The organism is Bremerella sp. P1, assembly GCF_028748185.1.
In the GTDB taxonomy this organism is placed as follows: Bacteria; Planctomycetota; Planctomycetia; order Pirellulales; family Pirellulaceae; genus Bremerella.
Genome location: NZ_CP118164.1, coordinates 5,566,478 through 5,586,375, shown reverse-complemented (window position 1 = coordinate 5,586,375; position 19,898 = coordinate 5,566,478). Strand labels below are relative to the sequence as shown.

The window sequence follows — 19,898 nt, the reverse complement described above, 5'->3', positions numbered from 1 at the left end:
ATGCACTAATCTGTCATTCTCGTGACTAGCGTGCTGAAACCCAGCTACTCGCCGTTATCTACGGCTAGGTGATGCTGGCCGCGGAGCTCGGGACGCGCGACATTCCATGCCAGTCCGATGCGTTCCCAGAAGCAGATCACGCGGTACGACAAATCGAACTCCCACCACCTCCGCCCATGGGCTGCGGCGGTTGGCAGGGCATGGTGATTGTTGTGCCATCCTTCTCCGTGGGCCAGCAGTCCGACCAGCCAGTTGTTGCGGCTGTTGTCGCTGGTCGCGTACGTTTGATAACCCCAGAGGTGCGTCAGCGAGTTCACCGCCCAGGTAACGTGCCACACAAAGACCGTTCGCACGGCGACACCCCAAACCAGTAGGCTCAGCCCCATTCGCAGCACCTCAGTAGGTCCACCGCCAGACAGCCAGCCGATGCCGGCCCCCAGGGCGAAGATCGCGACCACGTGGATTCCGAAAACCAGCAGCCCATGGTGCGAACGTTCCAGCCACATGTAAAACGGATCGCGCATCAAATCCTTGGCGTACTTTTCCAAATGCGAAAGTCGGTTGACGTCGCGGTTGTTCACCATCAGCCAACCCATCTGCCCCCACATAAAATTGACCAGCGGGCTATGAGGATCATGCGCCTGATCCGAGTGCTGATGATGCAGCCGGTGCGTAGCAACCCAGCGAGCGGGCGTATCTTGCAAGCAGCACACACCCAAGATGGCGAGCGTCCGCTCAAGCCAACGCGGGCACTGAAAACTGCGATGCGTCAGCAAACGGTGGTACCCGACCGTCATGCCCAGCATGCCGAACAGGTGATGTCCGATCAGCACGGCGGCCACGCCGGACCAACTGAAAAGCCATGGCCAAAGTGCCAATAGCGCCAGCAAATGCATCCCGCCGATCCCAATCGCATAGGGCCACCAGATTTTCGAGGGCACAGCCCCAGGCGGTCTTTCCTGTCGCAGCGGCACACGCGAAACGCTAGCCATGGGCACTCCTAGCCATTTGAGAAAGGGGATCCTCCCCCGCAATCGCCGCCCACGCAGGCATGGTGCAGATCGCGACGGTATGTAAATGAAGATCGAACAAGGTTTCAACTGAAAAGCGTAGGACGGATTTTAACGGCTTGGTGTGCTTATTGATACCCAAAATAGGTAAGTCCGCTTCAAAACCTGTTCACGTCCATGGCATTTCCTTATCATCGTGGTCACCCCATAACCGGCCAACCACGCAGACAGCCAGGAGCGATCTGTGGATCCTAATCATTTGCCTGTCGATGATTCGTCTGCCTACCATGACGCGCTGGCGCAGTGCGTCGATCACTGGGGCCTGGTGCTGGAAAAGACGGAGTTGATTCGCGACGGGATCAATCACGTCTATGGCAGCGAAACTCGTGAAGGGGCTCCGGTGATCGTGCGGATCTCCGACGGAGCGATCCGCAGCGAGGCCGAACTGTTGGGCGAGCTCCTGTGGCTGGCTCATCTGCGCAAAAACGGCTGCACAGTCACGCATCCGATTCCCTCGCGGCGCGGCGAACTGCTGGAAACGATCGAGCGCGACGATGCCGTACTGCACGTCGCCTGCTTCGAGCGTTTCCCGGGTAAGCACCTGCACAAGAACTCCGTCAACGAGTGGAATGATGATCTGCTGCTGGAACTGGGCCGGCAGATTGGTCGTATCCATCGTCTCTCCGATGAGTTCCATCTGCCCCCGGACAAGGATCGCAAGCAGTGGTATGACGTCGAGGAGACCCACTTCCCCGATCCCCTGCTTCCGGCCTACAACGCGGAAGTCGTCCACGTGATGAAGTCGTTCTTGAACAAGATTCGTCAGCGTCACCAGCAGCCGCGGCACTACGGCCTGGTGCATCGCGATATTCACGCCGGCAACTTTCTGGTCGACGCCGGCAAGATCGAGATCATCGATTTCGACCTCGGCTGCTACGGCTGGCGTACGATGGATTTCGCCACGCTGCTGTTTGCCCGGTATTACTTTCCCACGATCAGCGTGCCCGATGCATCGCCTAAGCGAGCCGGCGAATGCCTGGCCGTTTTGGTGCGCGGATACCGTGAAGAGTACACCCTGGACGACGAGCAACTGGAAACGGTCGCCGACATGGTGCTTATCCACAGCACGCTGAACTACGTGATCGTCCGCCCGGCGATCCATCACTGGGAACTTGCGATTCCCGAAGGCAATTGCTCGATTACCGACAGCATGAACTGGCTCGAAAACCTCTGGCTGCGCGGGCACCCGCTCGAGCTTGATCTCAGCCAAGTGTAGCCAAGCTGATGCGAACATCGCTTTCGAGCTACTCGACGAACTCGAGCAACTCTTCAATGTCCTCCAGTTCATCGTCCTCCTCATTCTCAGATACGTAGTCGCAGGCAACCAACGTATCGATCAGGCGAGGGTCGAGATTGAGCTCCAGGATCAATGAAGGGGCATCCATCTCGCTTGATTCCACCGGTCCATAGCTGATCGTTTGCCGGCTGGCGAAACTTCCGGTAATGGAGCTTGCCACAAAATCATCAGGCGTAATCGGAAGTTCTGTAATTAACGCATCCACGCTGTCCACCGACTCGCCTTCCAGCGGCAGTGATTTTGCGGCTGGAGGAAGCTCGGTCGTCAGTCCTGGCATCTCCACTACCCGGGTGCCCGAGGGTTTCTGAAGGCCGAAATACCGAACGAATTCGGTAAAGTCAGAAAGGCCCACCTTTCCACTTCGATCGAAGTCGAATAGATAGGCGTCGGGATTGGCGACGCTTGGCACCTTACCGAATTGCGAGACGAACTGGCTGAAATCACCGATTCCCACTTGGCCGTTGTCGTCCGCATCGTAAATCACAGGAACAAACTCGCCGGCAGCTTGCTCCGTGAATGGGAACGCTTGGTTGGTTTTCTCATCCAAGGCTAAAAACAGACCAACGCCATGATCCGTGGTTGGCATTTCGTAAGCGCCGTTGCCGCTGATCGGAATCCCTACACCATCGGTAATATCAGGAAGAAACAGAAGGGTAGCCAACAGGACGCGGTCGCCTACTTGATAGCCCGACAGATCCAGGTCGTAGAAAAGAACTCCCAAAGACGGTCCGCTTCTTGAGATACCCTTGCCAGCTGTGAGCACAGATTCGACAACGGGCTGATCGTCAAACCACGAGTCAGGAAACGTCGTGACGACCCAGAGATCCATCGTCCCTTGTGGCAGATCGCCTTCGATCGTAATCCACAGGTGTGCCCTGGCGTCTTCCCATTCGTGGAAGACATCGGGCTCGTCAGGAATTCCGTCCGGATCAACATCACCAACCACGTAGGGCTGCTTGGAGAAAATCAGATCCAGTTTCGATGCGGCTTCCACCGAAATGGTCTGCTCGACGACGCCGTAGGCACCAAGCGAATCGACAACGGTAAGTTCGATTCGATAGCTGCCCGCAGCGGTCGGCGTGAACTTGAACTGCGTCATGTCGGTGCCGCTATCCTCGAAACTGGGTGTTACCTCGCCGTCGACGTAAACTCGATATTGATATTCAAGTTGATCCGATGCTTCGTTCGCATCGGTCGCGGAAGCATCAACGGTGATCTCATTCGCCACGAATCGCAGCGTGCTGACCGAGTCAATCGAAGGAAACGGAGGAGAATTGGTCGGAATCATCACCACGTCCAGCGATTGCTCGTCATCGAAAACGACCGTGCCGTTGGTCTGGGCCTGAACAGTTACCGTGTAAGAACCAGGGCCCAGGAGGATCCAGTCGACCGCATCCACATTCCACGTGCGGCGCGACGTCGACGGGCTCACCGTTACCAAATGGGCATGAGGATTGCTTTGGAACTCAGCAATATCGACCATGTGTGTGTGACCGGCGTCGGCTCCATCCTTTGAAGTCGGCACGACCGGCGGATCGACGCTGAACGTTTCACTACTGGTAGTCCCCGTAAGAGCCGGCAATTGATACGGATTACCAAAGATAGCCGAGTTCGCTTCGCCGTTCCCGTTGACTGCAAAACGAACCTGCCCTGCGAAGTTGCTATTGGAGATTGTGGCCATGCTCAGCTGCGAATTGAGACTGACAAGCGTCTCTTCGGTCAAAACAAACGAACTCGACAATCCAGGCACATCGGCAAACGTCGCGGCCACATTGCCGTTAGCCGTTGTATCGACCTCATCGTACGTAAGCCCTGGAATCGCTTGCGGCGAGAACGCCGCGTGGGTTAGCGAAACGAAGCCGTCGATAGAGACATCCTCGTTGGCCTTGATTTCAAGAGATAGATCATATGTACCAGGGCCCAGGGTGATCCAGTCACTCGCGTTGACATTAAATTTTCTATCGGAGTCGACTGGAGCGACATCCACAGAGTGACTGTGCGAGGTCGTACTGAAGTTACCAATGTTAATCGCGTGGTTATGACTGGGAATTCCGGCATCCGAAGTCGTTGTCAGCGGGGGATTGACCGTAGCGGAAACCGTATTGGTAATGCCGGAAAGGGACGGCAAAAGAAAAGGATTGTCAAATGTAGCGGCGGTCGCTTCAGCGACGCCATCGACCGTGAAGCGAATTTCTCCCGAGAAGCTATTGTTGGGTGATGTAAGAAATTTGATATTCGAATTGAGGTAGATAGATGTTTCCTCTGTCAGCGTGACCGATTGACTAACGTTCCCGATCTCAGTGAATCCGCTGCCCAAAAGATGGTTTATAGTCCTGTACCTTTCGATGTCGCTCACATCGGGAACAGGACCTGACGCGAACCGCGTGACAGTCAATTTCTGCAAGCCATCCAGCAACACCGCATCATCAACCTCAGCCTGAACCGTGATGGTGTAGCTGCCCGGTCCCAGCGTTACCCACTGCCTGGCATCGACGCTCCAATTGCGTATCGAACTCTGCGGGGCCAAGCTAAAGCTATGGCTGTGAGCATCTGCTGAAAATGCCGGAACATTGACGGTGTGATCGTGGGTTGTCCCTGCGTCACTTTCGGATGTCTTAGCGGGTGGCGGATCGACAAGTACGCTGGTGTCGCCAGTGTCGCCGGAGAGTGTCGGCAACACGTACGGGTTACTGAACTCGGCGACAGTAGTTTCGCCGGTGCCATTGATGGCAAAACGGACTTTGCCGCCAAAGTCGCTGTTGGAGTTGGTGCTCAAGTTCAGCGTTGACTCCAGACGCAAAGTCGCCTCTTCGGTCAGCGTGAAGGAGGTCGTCAAACCAGACAAGTCCGCAAAACTCGAACCCAGCAACTCGGTCGACGTGACACGCACTTCGCCAAGCACGTCCGCAGCCAGCATCGCGCGGACTTCCAACTGCTCGACTCTGTGAACCACGTTGGGTCTTGTTCGTTTCCGAGAGTAAGGTCGGGCCAAAGGAGTGAACGTGTTCAATGTCTTCACGGAATTCCCTCCGTTGTCGCATGGGCATACAAGTTGTATTGCAGCAGTGTCAGTCGCTGATGCCTGAAACAGTCTAGATAGAGCCGCCCGACGACACCACTTGGATTGCGTATAATGAGCGAAATATTTGTTACCACTGGAACACGCACGAGCCCCCCTGCGGCGGCGAAGTTCGCGCAGGATGGAGCCGCGTATCGCGGAGCAGAAACCACGACCGTCGCAGCGGTAAATGAACTAAGTAAGCAAGCCCGTCGGCCGGTTCAACCAGGAGGCCCGCGTCCTGTGCTGCTTCTCGCGCGGCCAGATTGGGCACGTCGGCTCATCACACGCCTGGTGTTCTCCGCCGAAGCCCTTCGCCGCTTCCCTCTAGATGTCATGCCCGTGTTCGCGCAAGCCTGAATTTGCTTCACATCCCCAACGCGACCACGTCGTGATTGCGTGGGAGACGTTTTCGTAAGTCCGCGAGCCCTCGCTGCAGGTGCGTTGCTTTCCGCTCGTTTCTTCGCGCAGCGTGGTCGCGTTTCATGGATGTCGGTCGTACGCAGAACGAGCCGCTGCTTTTGTTTCTTTAGCAGTTTCCGCAGCCGGTTCTTTTCCGTCCCTTGCCGGTCGAGCACTTTCAGGTGAAACGAAACCCAGGCCAGCGCGCGATCGAGTTGCTTAGCACTGGGGACCTTGAGTCCATCGATCATCTCGCCGATCAGGTGGGACTTCTTCGGTGCAGACGGCCGCTGCGGCCGATGCTTCGGCGCATGAGAAGGCCGCGGCGAGTCTTTGCACGAAGATGACTTCGCTGGCGTAACGGTCGGATCAGGCTCAACCTGGGGTGGCTGCTCGTCGGCAACCGATGGTTCGGCAGGCGCTTCCTGCGGCGAAGAATCGACTGCCACCACCAACTGGCCGACGACATCTGCCGGCACTTCTACCAGTGTTCCGCAGGACGAGCACAGAAAGGTTTTGCCAGCGCGCACGACAACCTGGGGCTTGCGCTCGGTCGAACGCGTGCCGCGTTGATCGGGTTGTGCGTGATTGGTTGACATGGTGCTCTGTGAACTCGTAAGGGGGTGAAAGGAAGACTTGATTGACCGTTGAGCTTGTAGTTTATGAGCCAGGCGCTTCACCAAGATAGTGCGCGCAGCAGAATTCTTCTTGGGATCGCGCGGTAGGTCGAATTTGATGGAAGCTTCCATCTTGGACGGCTATGATCAAGAGAGCGTTTTACCCCAAATCCGCTTACGAGCTTTGCGTCTTATCACGGTTGGAGAGCATCCATCATGTCAGTGAAAACGATCTCCTACTTTGGGTTGTTGATGATTGTAGGAGCGAACATGGCGTGCGGCCAGAATGCTAACCAGGCACCGTCCGATGGCGCAAAACCGGCGTTCGTCCCCAACGAGGCCTACCAAACCAAACGTCAGGAACTACGCAACAACGCGATGATGTCGGTTGAGGTGGCCAAGAAGCATTACGAAAGCGGCGTGATTTCGTTTTCCGACGTTTGTGAAATCAACATCGCAGCTCTCAAAGCTCAAATGGAATCGGCGGCCAACGAGGAAGAAGAGGTGGCGTTGCTTTCAGAAATGCTGGAAGTCATCCGCTCGCTCGAAGCAGTCACGCTGAGTCTCGTTGAAGCCGGTCGGTCGTCTCAACTAGAACTCACCACAGTGAGCATGGAACGCCTTCGTATCGAGTTGGCGCTGATGCGCCGCGGCGTCGATCTCCCACCCAACAAGCATCTTGCCGACAAGACCTTGCCGAAGGTTGAGCAGGCCGCTCCCTTGCTTCCGGGCAAATAGCTCGCTACTTCGATCGCCGAGTTCGTGGCTGCGGTTTCCTGCATGCCGCCCGAGTTGCCACCGCCACTAAGTCCCGAATCTGCCCCGGCCTAGGCATCTCTTGCCGCTTTTACGCAATAGAAGACGCCCTTGACAAGCTGTCCACCACGAAATAATATACCGGGAAATCACTTTAGAATATCTAACACCTACATCGTGCACCTGACCTGCCATCGCCTGCCCCACAGCCGGTCGCAGAGACGCTTCTCAGCCATTCTGAAATGGTGCCATTTTCGATTTATCTTTTGTAGGAACAGACATGACCGTTAAGCATCCCCGCTCGGCCTTTACCCTGGTCGAACTTCTTGTTGTGATTGCCATCATTGGCATCTTGATCGCGTTGCTGCTGCCTGCCGTGCAGCAAGCGCGTGAAGCCGCTCGCCGTATGCAGTGCTCGAACAACCTCAAGCAGCAAGGGCTTGGCCTCCACAACTTCCACGACACATACAATCGTCTTCCCCCAGGTGCGGCGAACGACATGCAGCCGTTCGGTACCCGCACTTCGCCGGAGTGGGGCACTTCGTGGTTGGGTTACATCATGCCGTTTCTGGAACTGGGCAATGCATTCGAGAATGCCAAGTTGACCCAAGGCAATGGTTACAACTCGACGGCCATTCAAAATGCAATTGGCAATGGTGCCGGCGAGACGCCTGTCTTCGAGGTGTATGCGTGTCCTTCGTCCCCGCTGCCGCGCGTGGCCGCGTTTGCGCCGAAGACGATGATCGCCGACTACGTGGGCATCTCCGGTGCGGTCAACGGGTTTGGTTCGATCACGGCACCGCAAGGCGTCGATCAGTTCTTCTCGTCCAGCTATTACGGCGCGGCAACGATCAACGGTGTGCTGCACTTCAACTCGCAAACGCGTTTTGCCGACGTGACCGATGGTACGTCGAACACGATGATTGTGGGTGAGATTTCCGACTGGCTGTACAAGGACACCTCGACGAAGTTCGACTACCGTCCTAGTGCTCGTCACGGGTTTCACATGGGTAGCCGCGGGCCGGATACCTCGACGACCGTTCCGAACTCGGGCCAGGCACGTCAGTTCAGCCTTTCGACGATCCGATACAAAATCAATCCTGGCAAATCGCAGGTCTTCTCCGGCACGGCTTCGTCCGGCGTGCGGATCGAAAGTGGCTACTCCAGCGGTGGCGCGAATGTCCCGCTGACCTCGGCCCACCCAGGCGGCGTGATGGTTCTGCTGACCGACGGTTCGGTTCGTTTCCTGAGTGAAACGGTCGACAACGTCACGCTCGGTAACCTGTCGGTGCGTTACGACGGAAACGTTCTCGGCGAATTCTAATCGCCTGCGACGCTGACAACATCTCAGCCGCACGGCACCCGCGCCGGCGGCTGAGGTTTTCCTGCCCATCTTTCCGGAACGAAGAAGAGAAACTTACGATGCTGAACAGTCCCCTAAACCTATTGGCCGTTGCCCTGGTAGCCCTCGTTGCCGGCTGCAACAGCGGAGGCGACGACCGCTTCGCCCCGACCGTGGAAGTCACCGGCCAGGTCACCTACAACGGCAAACCAATCTCCGCCGGCGAAATCCAATTCACCTCGGCCGAAGATCGCCAGAACGGCTCGGAAACGTCGGTCTTCATCGAGCAAGGCAAGTACAGCGCGATGGTCACCCGCGGAACCAAAGAAGTCCGCATCTACGCCCACAAACCCGTCGGAGCCGCCGACGAAACGGGCTCCCAAGCCCAAAAGCAATATCTGCCCGCAAAGTACAACAGCAACTCGGAGCTGGAGGTTGAAGTGGGCGATGAGGCGGTGACGTTTGATTTTGATTTGAAGAAGTAGACTTGGCCGCGCGTTGCCTAATTGACTTTCCAATTTAATGCCCTGCTCACGTAATCGTGGGCAGGGTTTTTCTTTTATATGCCAGTTTGCCACGCCCTCTATCAGACCGATACAACCTTCCTGCCAAGCATAAAACCGGCAGTTCTCAATTATTAATCCCACTCTTTGTTTGCCCACCGTTGGTCGCGTATCTATGCTGGGGCCGCATTTGCTTTTGAATGAACAACCGTGTGCCGAAGGAAAGAACGTGTCGCAATCGCAGCCTGAACAATATGGCGAACTTGTTAAACAACTGGGGCCGCGTCCGGCGTTGATCGTCGCTGGCCTGGGGCTGATTGGTCTTGCCGCGGCCCTGGCATCAGGGCTGCTGGTCGAGACGGACGATCTGCTCGTCAAGTCGCTGTGGGTCTTCAGCCCGATCTTGATTGGTATCGCCGGCTATTTGTTCTGGTGTGCGATGTGGATCATGCGGCTGTACGAGCAAGGGATCGTGCTTGGCCAGAAGGAGCTTCACTTTCGTGAGATTCGGTCGTACGTGTACGAGGCCACCGAACGCCATGCCAATGGTATCTACTGGGGCACGACGACCCGCATGGTTTTCCAGCCGGCGCTCAGTAGCAAGAAGGCGATCGATTTCACCTAGCTGGCGTTTTGGTCGGATCAGACCATCGAAGAGTTTCACATTCGCATGACCGACTACCTGGCCGAGCGGATCCTTAAGACGCTCGCCGCCGGGCATCGTTTTCAGTGGACCGATAAGATCTCGCTCGAGCAAGGCGGGCTGGTCACCAAAAACGGCCTGGTGCGTTTCTCCGATGTCGAGATCGAGCCGATCCACATCATGGTCAAGTCGGTCTTCATCTTCAAGGACAAGGGGCGGAACAAGAAGATCGCCGAGATCGATTTCGGCACGCCCAATCTCTTCCCCGTTTTGGAAGTGATCGAAAAGCTGGCGACCAAGCCCAAACCCCAAGCGGACCCGCTGTCGCCCAACACGGGCCGGGGAAACAACTACCACTCTGATCGCCTCAGTTTCTAAGGGAAACGCCGCGACAGCGTGAGACGTCGGCATGGCACCGGTTTTGTGTCGGAAGGTTCCCTTTGGCAAACCCTTTCCTCGGCAAGGGTTATCCCCCTGCCCTTCTCTCTGCTAAAACATAGGGAGCACCTCACCCAAGACCTTCAGCCACAGGAACCCAACCCATGTCACGCACCAAGAGCCATGAAGTTTTTGCTCGAGCCAAGCATTTGATGCCGGGTGGGGTGAATTCGCCGGCTCGGGCTTTCGGGGCGGTCGGTGGCGAGCCCATCGTCTTCGAGCGGGGCGAAGGGGCTTACCTGTTTGATGTCGATGGCAACCAGTACATCGACTACATCGGGTCATGGGGACCGATGATTCTGGGGCATCTGCACCCGGCGGTTCGCGAAGCCTTGCACGCCGCGGTCGATCAGGGGACCAGCTTTGGGGCTCCGACCGAACGCGAGAACGGGCTGGCCGAGCTGATCATCGAGCTGGTCCCGTCGGTCGAACAGGTTCGCCTGGTCAACAGTGGAACCGAAGCGACCATGAGCGCCATTCGCCTGGCTCGCGGTTTCACGGGCAGGCATAAGATCGTCAAGTTCAGCGGCAACTATCACGGACACGTCGATAGCCTACTGGTAGCAGCCGGTAGCGCGGCAGCGACCCTGGGCGTGCCGAACTCGCCCGGCGTGACGCCAGGGACCGCCCAGGACACGATCGTTCTGCCGTACAACGATATTGAAGCCCTCGATCAGCTCTTCTCACATCACCAGGACGAGATCGCCGGGGTGATCTTTGAACCAGTCGTCGGCAACATGGGCTGCGTGCCACCGGCACCAGGCTTTTTGGAGAAGATCCGCGAGCACTGCGATCATTACGGCGCGGTGATGATCATGGACGAAGTGATGACCGGCTTCCGCGTCGCGATGGGGGGTGCTCAGCAGCTGTTTGGCATTACGCCGGACCTGACGACGCTTGGCAAGATTGTCGGCGGCGGGCTGCCGATTGGGGCTTACGGCGGTCGCGCCGATATCATGGGGCACATCCTGCCAGCCGGCGAAATCTTCCAGGCCGGTACCCTCAGCGGTAATCCTTTGGCGACTGCCGCCGGGATCGCCACGCTGCAAACCTTGAAGGATACCGACCCCTACGCGAAGCTCGACTCGAACACCAAGCTGTTGGAAGAAGGCTTTACGGCTGCCGCTGCCGAAGCTGGCGTACCGACGGTTACCGGTCGAGTCGGCAGCATGCTGACCCTGTTCTTCCACAACGAGCCAGTCCTCAGTTGGGATGACGCCGCCAAGTGCGACACGGCCCGCTATGGAAAGTTCTTCTGGGAGATGATCGAGCGTGGCGTTTACTTGCCGTGTAGCCAGTACGAGGCGCTGTTTGTCTCGGCGGCTCACAGCGATGAGGATATCGCCAAGACGATCGACGCCGCGAAGGAAGCGCTCGTCGCTCTGAAGAAGTAGCTTCCTGCCAGACGAACTAAGAGGCTTCGCTTTCCAGCTTTTCCTCGGCTGCGCTTTTGCGGTAGTAGTTGGGGTTCAACGACCAGAAATCATCGAAACGGCCAGCCAGGAAGTCGGTAATTCCGACACGTCCGACTGCTTCAGCGGTGGGGGCCCATTCATTTTCGTCGACCACGCGAACCCCTTCCGGCACCAACGAGAGCTTATTCTTCAGCCCCGGCCCGGTAATCGACTCGCCAGCGTTCAGCGATGCCAGAAACTCTTTGTCATCCACGATTTGCGTGGACTGCACTTCGACGTAATTACCGGCGTCGTCGCGGTCATACGCGGCGTGAAAGAACTGCTTCCGCTGGGCGTCCATGACCACGTGCAGACGCGAGACGTTGTCGTCGCAGCGGTGGGCAATGGCCCTCAAAGTATTCACACCAACGGTCGTTGCCCCCGAGACGTAAGCAATTGTCTTGGCAGTCATTACGCCGATGCGAAGACCCGTAAAGGAACCGGGCCCCTGGGCAGCGATCACCAGCTGAAGCTCGGTCGGCTTCCAACCTGCCTCGTCGACCAGCTCCGCGAGTAGCGGCGTGATGGCCTGGGTGGTGGGCAAGGTCGGATCAAGCCACTGCGATGCCACCAAATCGTTCCCCTGAAACAAGGCGAGCGAGCTTTGCCGGGTTGAGGTATCGATAGCGAGCGTCTTCAAAGGGTGAATTCCTGAACCTGGTGGGGATGGGGCCGATCGCGGATTACCATAGAGAGAATGGATTGGCGACCGAACGTTAATTTCGCCGATCTTACCTGATGTCGGTCAAGCAATCGAGTTGGCAGGCACTTCACGGGCAATCATCGAGGACTGCCAGCATTGTCCTTGGGTTATCTTGACCGCCGAAGACCTGCCACCTAAATTTATATCCTATATCAGGTTGCGACGGCTTCCCTAGAAACTGACCCGTGCTGCGGCAAAACCCGAATGTTTTGCTTTCCAGTGGCGGGATCGACTCCAGTCCTTGAAAATCGGAAAGGTAGTCGGGCGTGAAACGTGCCCTCATCAGCGACATCCACGGTAATTTGGAAGCCTTAAACGCGGTCTTGGATGACATTCGCCAGCAAGGAATCAGCGAGATTTATTGCTTGGGTGATGTCATTGGCTATGGCCCCAACCCGGTCGAGTGCCTGGACATGGTTCGCCGCAAGTGCGCCATGTGCCTCTTGGGCAACCACGATCAGGCGGCCTTGTTCGACCCGGAAGGTTTTAACCCCGTCGCATTCCGCGCCATTCTGTGGACGCGCGATCAGATCGACAATTCGTCCGGCGGTGCTGCCGCCGTGAACGAGCGGTGGGATTTCTTGGGAGAACTTCCGCGAACGCACGTGGAGCCGAATCGCTTGTACGTGCACGGTTCGCCGCGTGATCCAACAAACGAATACGTCTTCCCGGAAGACGTTTACAACCAGCGGAAGATGGAAAACCTGTTCGAGCGCGTCGAGCAGTTCAGCTTCCAAGGCCATACGCACATTCCTGGCGTGTTTACACCGAGCCTCGAGTTTTTCGGCCCGGACGAATGCGATCACGAGTACCGCTTCGGCGACGAGAAGGCATTGTTCAATGTCGGTAGCGTGGGCCAGCCGCGCGACGGCGACCCGCGGTCGTGCTACGTAATTCTCTCGGATGATTCGATCGTGTTCCGTCGCGTTGAATACGATCCCGAGGTTACGGCCAAGAAGATCTACGACACGCCTCAGTTAGACAACATGCTGGGTGACCGGCTGCGAGACGGCCGATAAAGACATTCGGCCTGCTCGCTTGGCGAATCAGCATTCAGCAAGATCGAGACAACGATGAAAACTGCAGTTGTCAGCGACATCCATGGCAACCTCGATGCCCTTCAGGCCGTTCTGAAAGATATTGAGTCGCAATCTGTCGATCGTATTTTTTGCCTGGGCGATGTGGTCGGCTATGGGCCGAACCCACGCGAATGCGTCGACATCGTTCGCACGTTCGATCTGTGTATCTTGGGCAACCACGATCAGGCTGCCCTGTTTGATCCTGAAGGTTTCAGCCACGGTGCCGAACAGGCAATCTTCTGGACCCGCAAGCAGCTGGAAAGTGGCGAAGACCAGGACTCGACCCTCAGCCGTTGGCACTATTTGTGTGGCTTGCCGCGAACACACAGCGAAGGCAATCGCCTATTCGTGCATGGATCTGCCCGAAACCCGCTGTGCGAGTATGTCTTCCCGGAAGACATCTACAATCCCAAGAAGCTGGAGAAGATCTTCGCGCTGGTGCCGAATGTTTGTTTTCAAGGTCATACGCACGTCCCTGGCGTGTTTTATGAGTCGGCCCAGTTCATGAGCCCGTCCGACTTTGATAAGAGCACGTATCACTTCAACGGCGACAAAGCGATGATCAACGTCGGTAGCGTGGGCCAACCGCGCGACGGCGATCCGCGTAGTTGCTACGTGATTGTGGACGAAAAAACGGTCCAATTCCGCCGTGTTGAGTATTCGATCGATACGGTAGCGGAAAAAATCCGCGGCATCGACGAGTTGGACGACTCGCAAGGCGAACGTCTCTATGAGGGACACTGATTTCTTTTCGCGATATATTGCCTAACTCACCCGTTTTTCGGCAAATGTCGCGTATCTGCCAGCGAACAAGCCTTGTGGCGTTTCCAAGAACGCACTTAAAGGCGAGAATAGGGCGGATTGGTCGACACCCCGGACCTCCCCCATAAGGCGGTAGTCTAGCTCTTTGGCTCCAGATCCACCGGGTTGTCATCGCCTCCCTGTCATTTCCGAATGACTCGGTAGATTCATTTTGGTTTTCATCTCAAGGACTTTCGCTCGTGGAACGGCGCCACATCACGTTCATCTTTCTTGCCGCTTCGCTGCTGCTGACTTTCAATCTCCTGAGCAACATGAACAAGCCGGAGGAAAAGCCGGAAGATGCTCGCGAGGATATTGTCGAGGTCGATCCCGATGCGAACACGCCCAAGGAAGGCCAGCCCGGCGATGCAGACGATGCCCCGGCAGAAGAAGATAAGGTCACCCACGACCGTCAGTTCGCGACGCTCGGTTCGGTCAATCCGGAAGACGGATACCGCATGTTGGTGACGCTCGATTCGAAGGGGGCTTCGGTTCACCGTGTTGAACTCAGCAATCCCAACTACCAAAGCTACGAGCACGACGACGATGGTGGCTACCTCGGTCAGCTGGCCTTCGACGAAACCGACGGCAACGGCGTGAAGGTCCACGTCATTGGCCCTGGCACACCAGCCGCTCAAGCCGTGGCCAAGACCGAAGGGGTTGAGGGTGGTCTGAAAGTTGGCGATACGATCGTCTCGATTAACGATCAACCGATCACCGATATCAACAGCTTCAAAGAAGCCATGCGGGCCACGAAACCGCGCGGCGAGATCCAAGTCACCGTCGAGCGTCCTTCGGCGACCGAAGGGGAAGCACCTCAAAAGATTGCTTTCACTGTGACGCTTCGCAAACACCCAATCGAAGTCATCAAGCCGGACGTTTCGACCGTCACCGGCCCCAACGGCCTGCCGCAGGAATTCCTTCACCCACCAGCGTATCTGACAACGCTCGCTCAGGTTGGCTCCCTCACCGCGCGGGAAGCATCGGCCGAATATAAAAGCCTGGCCGAAATCAAAGGGCTTCCTTCGCTGATCGATGGCAACTGGAAGGCAACGCAGGTTTCCGAAGATGAAGTCCACTTCGAGATGACCCTGTTCCCCAGCGACCTCAAGCAGCTGGGCGACAACCGAAAGCTTCGCCTGGTCAAGAAGTTCAAGCTGACCAAGGTCACCGAAGAGATGACCGACGCGGAAGGCTTTCATATCGACTACGAATTGGAGATTCATAACGAATCGGAAGAGGCACTCAGCGTCGCCTACAAGCAGCTTGGTCCGACGGGACTTCCGCTGGAAGGTTGGTGGTACGCCCACAAGATCAGCCACGGCTTTGGAACCGCTGGTATCCGCGACGTGACGTGGGAATCAGAAGACGGCAGCGACTACCGCTTGTTCACCGTGTACGACATGGTCGAGCAGGCCCAAAAGGAAGGGGCCGATCCGCAGACGCCGCTTTACAACTTAGACACCAACGTCAAAACGAAGTATGCCGGCGTCGATGCCCAGTACTTCAACAGCTCGTTGCTGCTGGACCACGAAAACAGCTCGACCTCCATCGACCTGGCCGAGGCAACCGCAGCTCCGATCGCTCCGATTGATGAATCGTACGAACCCAAAACGGACTGCACGTTCACCCTGCAAAGCCGTGCCTATCCGATCGGCGGCGGCGAAACGGTTAACCAGAAGTTCCGTATCTTTGCCGGGCCGAAGAAGACCGACGTGCTGAAGCATTATGGCCTCGGCAAAGTCGAGTACTACGGTTGGTTCAGCCCAGTCTCCTCGATCCTGTTGGTCGTGCTGCATGGGCTGTACTCGGTCTTGGGAAGTTATGGGCTGGCGATCATCGTGCTGACGCTGATGGTGCGTGGTGCGATGCACCCGATCAGCCGCAAGCAGGCCAAGAACATGCAGATCCAGCAGGCTCTTGCTCCGGAAATCAAACGCATCAGCGACCAATACAAGGACGACCCCGAAGGACGCCTCAAAGCCCAGCAAGAACTGTTCAAGAAGCACAACTTCAACCCCGTGGGCGGTTGCTTGATGATGTTCATCCAGTTGCCGATCTTCCTGGGACTTTACCGGGCACTCGCGGTCGACTTCCAACTGCGACAAGCGCCGCTGATTCCTGGCCTGGCATGGTGTTCGAACCTGGCCGCTCCTGACCAATTGATGTACTGGGCGAACTGGATGCCTGAGTTCCTCTCGCGTCCAACCGGCTTCCCGAGCTTGGGTCCTTACCTCAACATCTTGCCGCTGGTGACCGTTTCGTTGTTCCTGGTGCAGCAGAAGCTGTTCATGCCTCCACCGCAAGACGAACAACAAGCGATGCAGCAGCGAATCATGACCATCATGATGATCTTCATGGGTGTCATGTTCTTTAAAGTCCCGTCGGGTCTGTGTATCTACTTCATCACCTCCAGCATCTGGGGTATCGTCGAACGGAAGCTGCTTCCCAAGCCGAAGAACATCCCCGTGGTGGTCGAGGCCAAGAAGGAAGAGATCAAGCAGCCGAAAGTCCGCCAGGCGAAGAAGAAAAAGTAGCGACCTTGAGGACGCTGCATGGCTATGGACCTGGAACAAACGATCGTCGCGATTTCTTCCGCGCCGGGAATCGGTGGCAGGTCGATCGTTCGCCTGAGCGGTGAAGATGCCGTTCGCTTGGCGATGAGCATCACAAGCGAGCCGGATGCGGTCACGGTCACCGGCTCGCAGGTCGTCCAGCGCGAGATCTGCCTACCTGGCAAGCGAACGCTGACGGCCGACTTCTGGATCTGGCCCACCTCGCGCAGCTATACGAAACAGCCGCAGGTTGAAATTCATCTGCTCGGTAGCCGAGCAGTCGCTGACCTGGTGCTGATTGGCTTGCGCCGCGCTGGTGCACGACTCGCTCAACCGGGCGAGTTCACGATGCGAGCCTTCCTGGCTGGTCGACTCGATCTCACCCAGGCGGAAGCCGTACTTGGAGTGATCGACGCCCACGGCGAGCAGCGATTTCAATCGGCGCTGCGACAACTCTCAGGCGGGCTGTCGGGTCCCCTGCAAAACGCACGCAATGACTTGATCGAGCTGTTAGCGCTGTTGGAAGCAGGTCTCGACTTTGTCGAAGAAGACATCGAGTTCATCGAGATGGAGGAACTCCGGGAGCGTGTGTCCAGCATCGTGAACTCGCTGGCGCAGCTGCGCGATCAGATTCGTTCGCGGACAACCAACCAGTCGATACCCAAGGTAGTGCTGCTGGGTCTACCCAACGCTGGCAAAAGCAGCTTGTTCAATGCCCTGGCCGGATCCGACGAAGCGATTACTTCGCCCATCTCAGGAACGACGCGCGACTTCATCACTCGCAAGCTGAACTGGGACAATATCGAACTCGAATTGGTCGATACGGCCGGACACGAATCGTTCGAGGATGGTGATGAGATCCGAAAATTTATGGCGGATCAGACCCGATTTGCCACCGAAGATTGCGACGTCGGAATCCTCTGCGTCGATGCCGGTGTTGGCATGTCGGATCAGGATCGTGAATTAAGTCAGAGAATTCCGCCAGACCAGCTCCTGGTTGTCGCTACAAAATGCGACTCGCCGGACGCCAACAGTCCGGCATTCGCCTCGTATGCAACCAGCGCCAAGACGGCAGCCGGCATTGAAACTTTGCAACAAGCCATTGTGACTAAACTTACGGAGTTGGAATTAACCGAGGACGCCCTGGTCCCCAGCTCAGCGATCCGCTGCCTGGGAGCGATCGAGGAAACGTTAGGGGCGCTTTCCACCTGTTTGGAGAGTATCGCGGGTTATCAGTCCGAGGAATTGATCGCTTCTGAGATCCGTTACGCTATTGGACAGCTCTCTGAAGTTGTGGGCGCGGTCTATACCGATGACATTCTGGACGTGATCTTCTCCCGATTTTGCATTGGAAAATAGGACCAGATTCTTGTAATTTTGTGCCGGGTTTGATTGCATAAACCTTATCTAATCGCTAAGTTGACAACTTAGGCGGCATGCTAAGGGGCCGTTCTGTTCGTACGGACGCGGTCAGATTGCCGACCTATCCTGCCACCTTAGTTTCCCATCCAGCCATTCCTTTTTCGCCAATTACCGCTTCTTCGGCCCTTCTCGCTTTGTAATTCTTTCTTGAGCACAAGGCCCGCCAGAAGCAACTGATTTGCAAATCAACGAGGAGAATAAGTACATGCGTTCTAACGAGAATCGTCGTAACTTCATGAAGCTGACGGCTGCCGCCGGTGCTGGCTTCTGGGCGGCTGCTGGTGTGCAGGCCCAAGAGACGAAGTCCCCTAACGAGAAGATCAACTTTGCCAGTATCGGTATCGGTGGTAAAGGTTCGAGCGACTCGAATGATGCTGGCCGCGCCGGCAACATGGTGGCGATCGTCGACATCGACAAAGAACGCCTGGAACAGGCCGGTGTCCGCTTCCCCGACGCCAAGAGCTACACCGACTACCGTGAAATGCTGACCGAAATGGGCGACAAGGTCGACGCCGTCACCGTCAGTACGCCAGACCACTCGCACGCTCCTGCTTCGGCTATGGCCATGAGCATGGGCAAGCACTGCTTCACCCAAAAGCCGCTGACCCACAGCATCTGGGAAGCACGTCGCCTGGGCGAAATCGCTAAGGAAAACAAGGTTGTTACTCAGATGGGTAACCAAGGTACGGCTGAACGTGGCGTTCGTCGTGCAGCTGAAATCATCCAAGGTGGTGGTATCGGCAACGTGAAGGAAGTTCACGTCTGGACCAACCGTCCTGTGTGGCCACAAGGTGTTGCCAAGCCAGAAGCACAACCGATTCCAGATCACCTGGATTGGGAAATGTTCATCGGCCCAGCTCCTTATCGTGAATACGCTGACGCCTATCACCCATTCAAGTGGCGTGGTTGGTGGGACTTTGGTACCGGTGCTCTCGGTGACATGGCTTGCCATACGTTCAACATGGCCTTCATGGCATTGAACCTGCGTGACCCAGTCTCGGTCGAAGCCGAATCGTCCGGTCACAATGGCCAAACCTATCCGAAGTGGTCGGTCATCAAGTTCGAGTTCCCAGAACTCAACGGTCGTGCTCCGGTTACCATGTACTGGTACGACGGTGGTAAGCTGCCATCGCCGGAACTGACCAAGGACCTGCCGCTGAACAACGGCAAGCTGTCCAGCAGCGGTAGCCTCTTGATCGGCGACGCCGGCAAGATCTACTCGCCAAACGATTACGGTGCCAAGTTCCACTTGCTGCCGGAAGAAAAGTACAAGGACTACGAAGGTCCGGCTGAATCGATTCCGCGTTCGCCGGGTCACTTCAAGGAATTCGTCGACGGCATCAAGGGTGGTCCTGAGCCAATGTCGAACTTCCCGAACTACGCCGGTCCGCTGTCGGAAACCATCCTGCTGGGTAACCTGTCGGTCTGGACCACGGGCGAATCGGGCAAGGGTAAGGTCATCGAATGGGATGCCAAGAACCTGGAAGCTAAGAACGCTCCGGAAGTCGCCGACATCATCAAGCCGAAGTACCGCGAAGGTTGGGCTGACCTGATCTAAGTTCCCTATTTGCGGAATGATTGTTGCAACAATAAAAAGCGGAGCCGTCGCCTAGATGGCTCCGCTTTCTTTGATTCCTGACGGAAGAATCCAACGAATCATTTGCGGGATTTGTCCCGGTTCTTATATGATTGACTTGAACGCATCTCACTTAACTGGATTATCCATCTGAGAAGCGCTCCAGTGATCGGTGATTCGAT

The 19,898-nt window shown here is 56.6% G+C and carries 16 protein-coding genes; 12 read left to right on the top strand and 4 right to left on the bottom strand.

All coding sequences use genetic code 11. From position 1 onward, the window contains the following. Positions 1-44 precede the first annotated feature (44 nt). The gene (locus tag PSR63_RS23125; RefSeq protein ID WP_274328044.1) at positions 45-992 is read right to left on the bottom strand and encodes an acyl-CoA desaturase; all 948 of its coding nucleotides are present in this window, start codon (positions 990-992) and stop codon (positions 45-47) included. 262 nt (positions 993-1,254) lie between these two features. On the opposite strand from PSR63_RS23125, the gene PSR63_RS23120 reads away from it, so the two are divergent. Continuing rightward, positions 1,255-2,286 carry a phosphotransferase enzyme family protein gene (locus PSR63_RS23120; protein WP_274328043.1) on the top strand — a complete coding sequence of 344 codons (1,032 nt, stop codon included), beginning with the start codon at positions 1,255-1,257 and terminating at the stop codon, positions 2,284-2,286. A 28-nt stretch (positions 2,287-2,314) separates the two neighbouring features. Here PSR63_RS23120 and PSR63_RS23115 read toward each other — a convergent pair whose 3' ends face one another. Then, entirely contained in the window at positions 2,315-5,386 is a 3,072-nt protein-coding gene (locus PSR63_RS23115) for a hypothetical protein (RefSeq protein ID WP_274328042.1), read from the bottom strand. 260 nt (positions 5,387-5,646) lie between these two features. Next, positions 5,647-6,426, bottom strand: coding sequence for a hypothetical protein (locus PSR63_RS23110; protein WP_274328041.1), 780 nt, complete (start codon positions 6,424-6,426; stop codon positions 5,647-5,649). A 234-nt stretch (positions 6,427-6,660) separates the two neighbouring features. Here PSR63_RS23110 and PSR63_RS23105 point away from each other — a divergent pair, with 234 nt between their 5' ends. The 6 genes from PSR63_RS23105 to hemL all read left to right on the top strand — a co-directional run bounded on the left by PSR63_RS23105 (position 6,661) and on the right by hemL (position 11,520). Beyond that, a complete protein-coding gene (locus tag PSR63_RS23105; RefSeq protein WP_274328040.1) occupies positions 6,661-7,182 on the top strand; it encodes a hypothetical protein in 522 nt (173 codons plus the stop codon). Positions 7,183-7,480: 298 nt separating this feature from the next. Further along, positions 7,481-8,524, top strand: a complete 1,044-nt coding sequence (locus tag PSR63_RS23100; RefSeq protein ID WP_274328039.1) for a DUF1559 domain-containing protein — start codon at positions 7,481-7,483, stop codon at positions 8,522-8,524. A gap of 98 nt (positions 8,525-8,622) precedes the next feature. After that, positions 8,623-9,027, top strand: a complete 405-nt coding sequence (locus tag PSR63_RS23095) for a hypothetical protein (protein ID WP_274328038.1) — start codon at positions 8,623-8,625, stop codon at positions 9,025-9,027. Between the two features lie 247 nt (positions 9,028-9,274). Beyond that, a complete protein-coding gene (locus PSR63_RS23090) occupies positions 9,275-9,670 on the top strand; it encodes a hypothetical protein (RefSeq protein WP_274328037.1) in 396 nt (131 codons plus the stop codon). A 45-nt stretch (positions 9,671-9,715) separates the two neighbouring features. Beyond that, positions 9,716-10,066, top strand: a complete 351-nt coding sequence (locus tag PSR63_RS23085; RefSeq protein WP_274328036.1) for a hypothetical protein — start codon at positions 9,716-9,718, stop codon at positions 10,064-10,066. A 164-nt stretch (positions 10,067-10,230) separates the two neighbouring features. Then, positions 10,231-11,520 (top strand): glutamate-1-semialdehyde 2,1-aminomutase, encoded by a 1,290-nt coding sequence (gene hemL / locus PSR63_RS23080; protein ID WP_274328035.1) that lies wholly within the window; start codon positions 10,231-10,233, stop codon positions 11,518-11,520. Between the two features lie 16 nt (positions 11,521-11,536). Here hemL and tsaB read toward each other — a convergent pair whose 3' ends face one another. Further along, positions 11,537-12,220, bottom strand: a complete 684-nt coding sequence (gene tsaB, locus PSR63_RS23075) for a tRNA (adenosine(37)-N6)-threonylcarbamoyltransferase complex dimerization subunit type 1 TsaB (RefSeq protein WP_274328034.1) — start codon at positions 12,218-12,220, stop codon at positions 11,537-11,539. A 329-nt stretch (positions 12,221-12,549) separates the two neighbouring features. Between tsaB and PSR63_RS23070 the strand changes: the two genes are divergently transcribed. The 5 genes from PSR63_RS23070 to PSR63_RS23050 all read left to right on the top strand — a co-directional run bounded on the left by PSR63_RS23070 (position 12,550) and on the right by PSR63_RS23050 (position 19,698). Then, positions 12,550-13,302 carry a metallophosphoesterase family protein gene (locus PSR63_RS23070; protein ID WP_274328033.1) on the top strand — a complete coding sequence of 251 codons (753 nt, stop codon included), beginning with the start codon at positions 12,550-12,552 and terminating at the stop codon, positions 13,300-13,302. A 54-nt stretch (positions 13,303-13,356) separates the two neighbouring features. Further along, entirely contained in the window at positions 13,357-14,106 is a 750-nt protein-coding gene (locus PSR63_RS23065; RefSeq protein ID WP_274328032.1) for a metallophosphoesterase family protein, read from the top strand. Positions 14,107-14,363: 257 nt separating this feature from the next. Then, entirely contained in the window at positions 14,364-16,700 is a 2,337-nt protein-coding gene (locus PSR63_RS23060) for a YidC/Oxa1 family insertase periplasmic-domain containing protein (protein ID WP_274328031.1), read from the top strand. 18 nt (positions 16,701-16,718) lie between these two features. Beyond that, positions 16,719-18,077 (top strand): tRNA modification GTPase, encoded by a 1,359-nt coding sequence (locus PSR63_RS23055; protein WP_274328030.1) that lies wholly within the window; start codon positions 16,719-16,721, stop codon positions 18,075-18,077. Positions 18,078-18,345: 268 nt separating this feature from the next. Continuing rightward, complete coding sequence (locus PSR63_RS23050; protein ID WP_274328029.1) at positions 18,346-19,698, top strand: Gfo/Idh/MocA family protein; 1,353 nt, start codon at positions 18,346-18,348, stop codon at positions 19,696-19,698. Positions 19,699-19,898: the final 200 nt, after the last annotated feature.

Coding starts and splice junctions, on each gene's coding strand:
- PSR63_RS23125 (WP_274328044.1), bottom strand. CDS start 992: ATGGCTAGCGTTTCGCGTGTGCCGCTGCGACAGGAAAGACCGCCTGGG.
- PSR63_RS23110 (WP_274328041.1), bottom strand. CDS start 6,426: ATGTCAACCAATCACGCACAACCCGATCAACGCGGCACGCGTTCGACC.
- PSR63_RS23105 (WP_274328040.1), top strand. CDS start 6,661: ATGTCAGTGAAAACGATCTCCTACTTTGGGTTGTTGATGATTGTAGGA.
- PSR63_RS23100 (WP_274328039.1), top strand. CDS start 7,481: ATGACCGTTAAGCATCCCCGCTCGGCCTTTACCCTGGTCGAACTTCTT.
- PSR63_RS23095 (WP_274328038.1), top strand. CDS start 8,623: ATGCTGAACAGTCCCCTAAACCTATTGGCCGTTGCCCTGGTAGCCCTC.
- PSR63_RS23085 (WP_274328036.1), top strand. CDS start 9,716: ATGACCGACTACCTGGCCGAGCGGATCCTTAAGACGCTCGCCGCCGGG.
- hemL (WP_274328035.1), top strand. CDS start 10,231: ATGTCACGCACCAAGAGCCATGAAGTTTTTGCTCGAGCCAAGCATTTG.
- PSR63_RS23065 (WP_274328032.1), top strand. CDS start 13,357: ATGAAAACTGCAGTTGTCAGCGACATCCATGGCAACCTCGATGCCCTT.
- PSR63_RS23055 (WP_274328030.1), top strand. CDS start 16,719: ATGGCTATGGACCTGGAACAAACGATCGTCGCGATTTCTTCCGCGCCG.
- PSR63_RS23050 (WP_274328029.1), top strand. CDS start 18,346: ATGCGTTCTAACGAGAATCGTCGTAACTTCATGAAGCTGACGGCTGCC.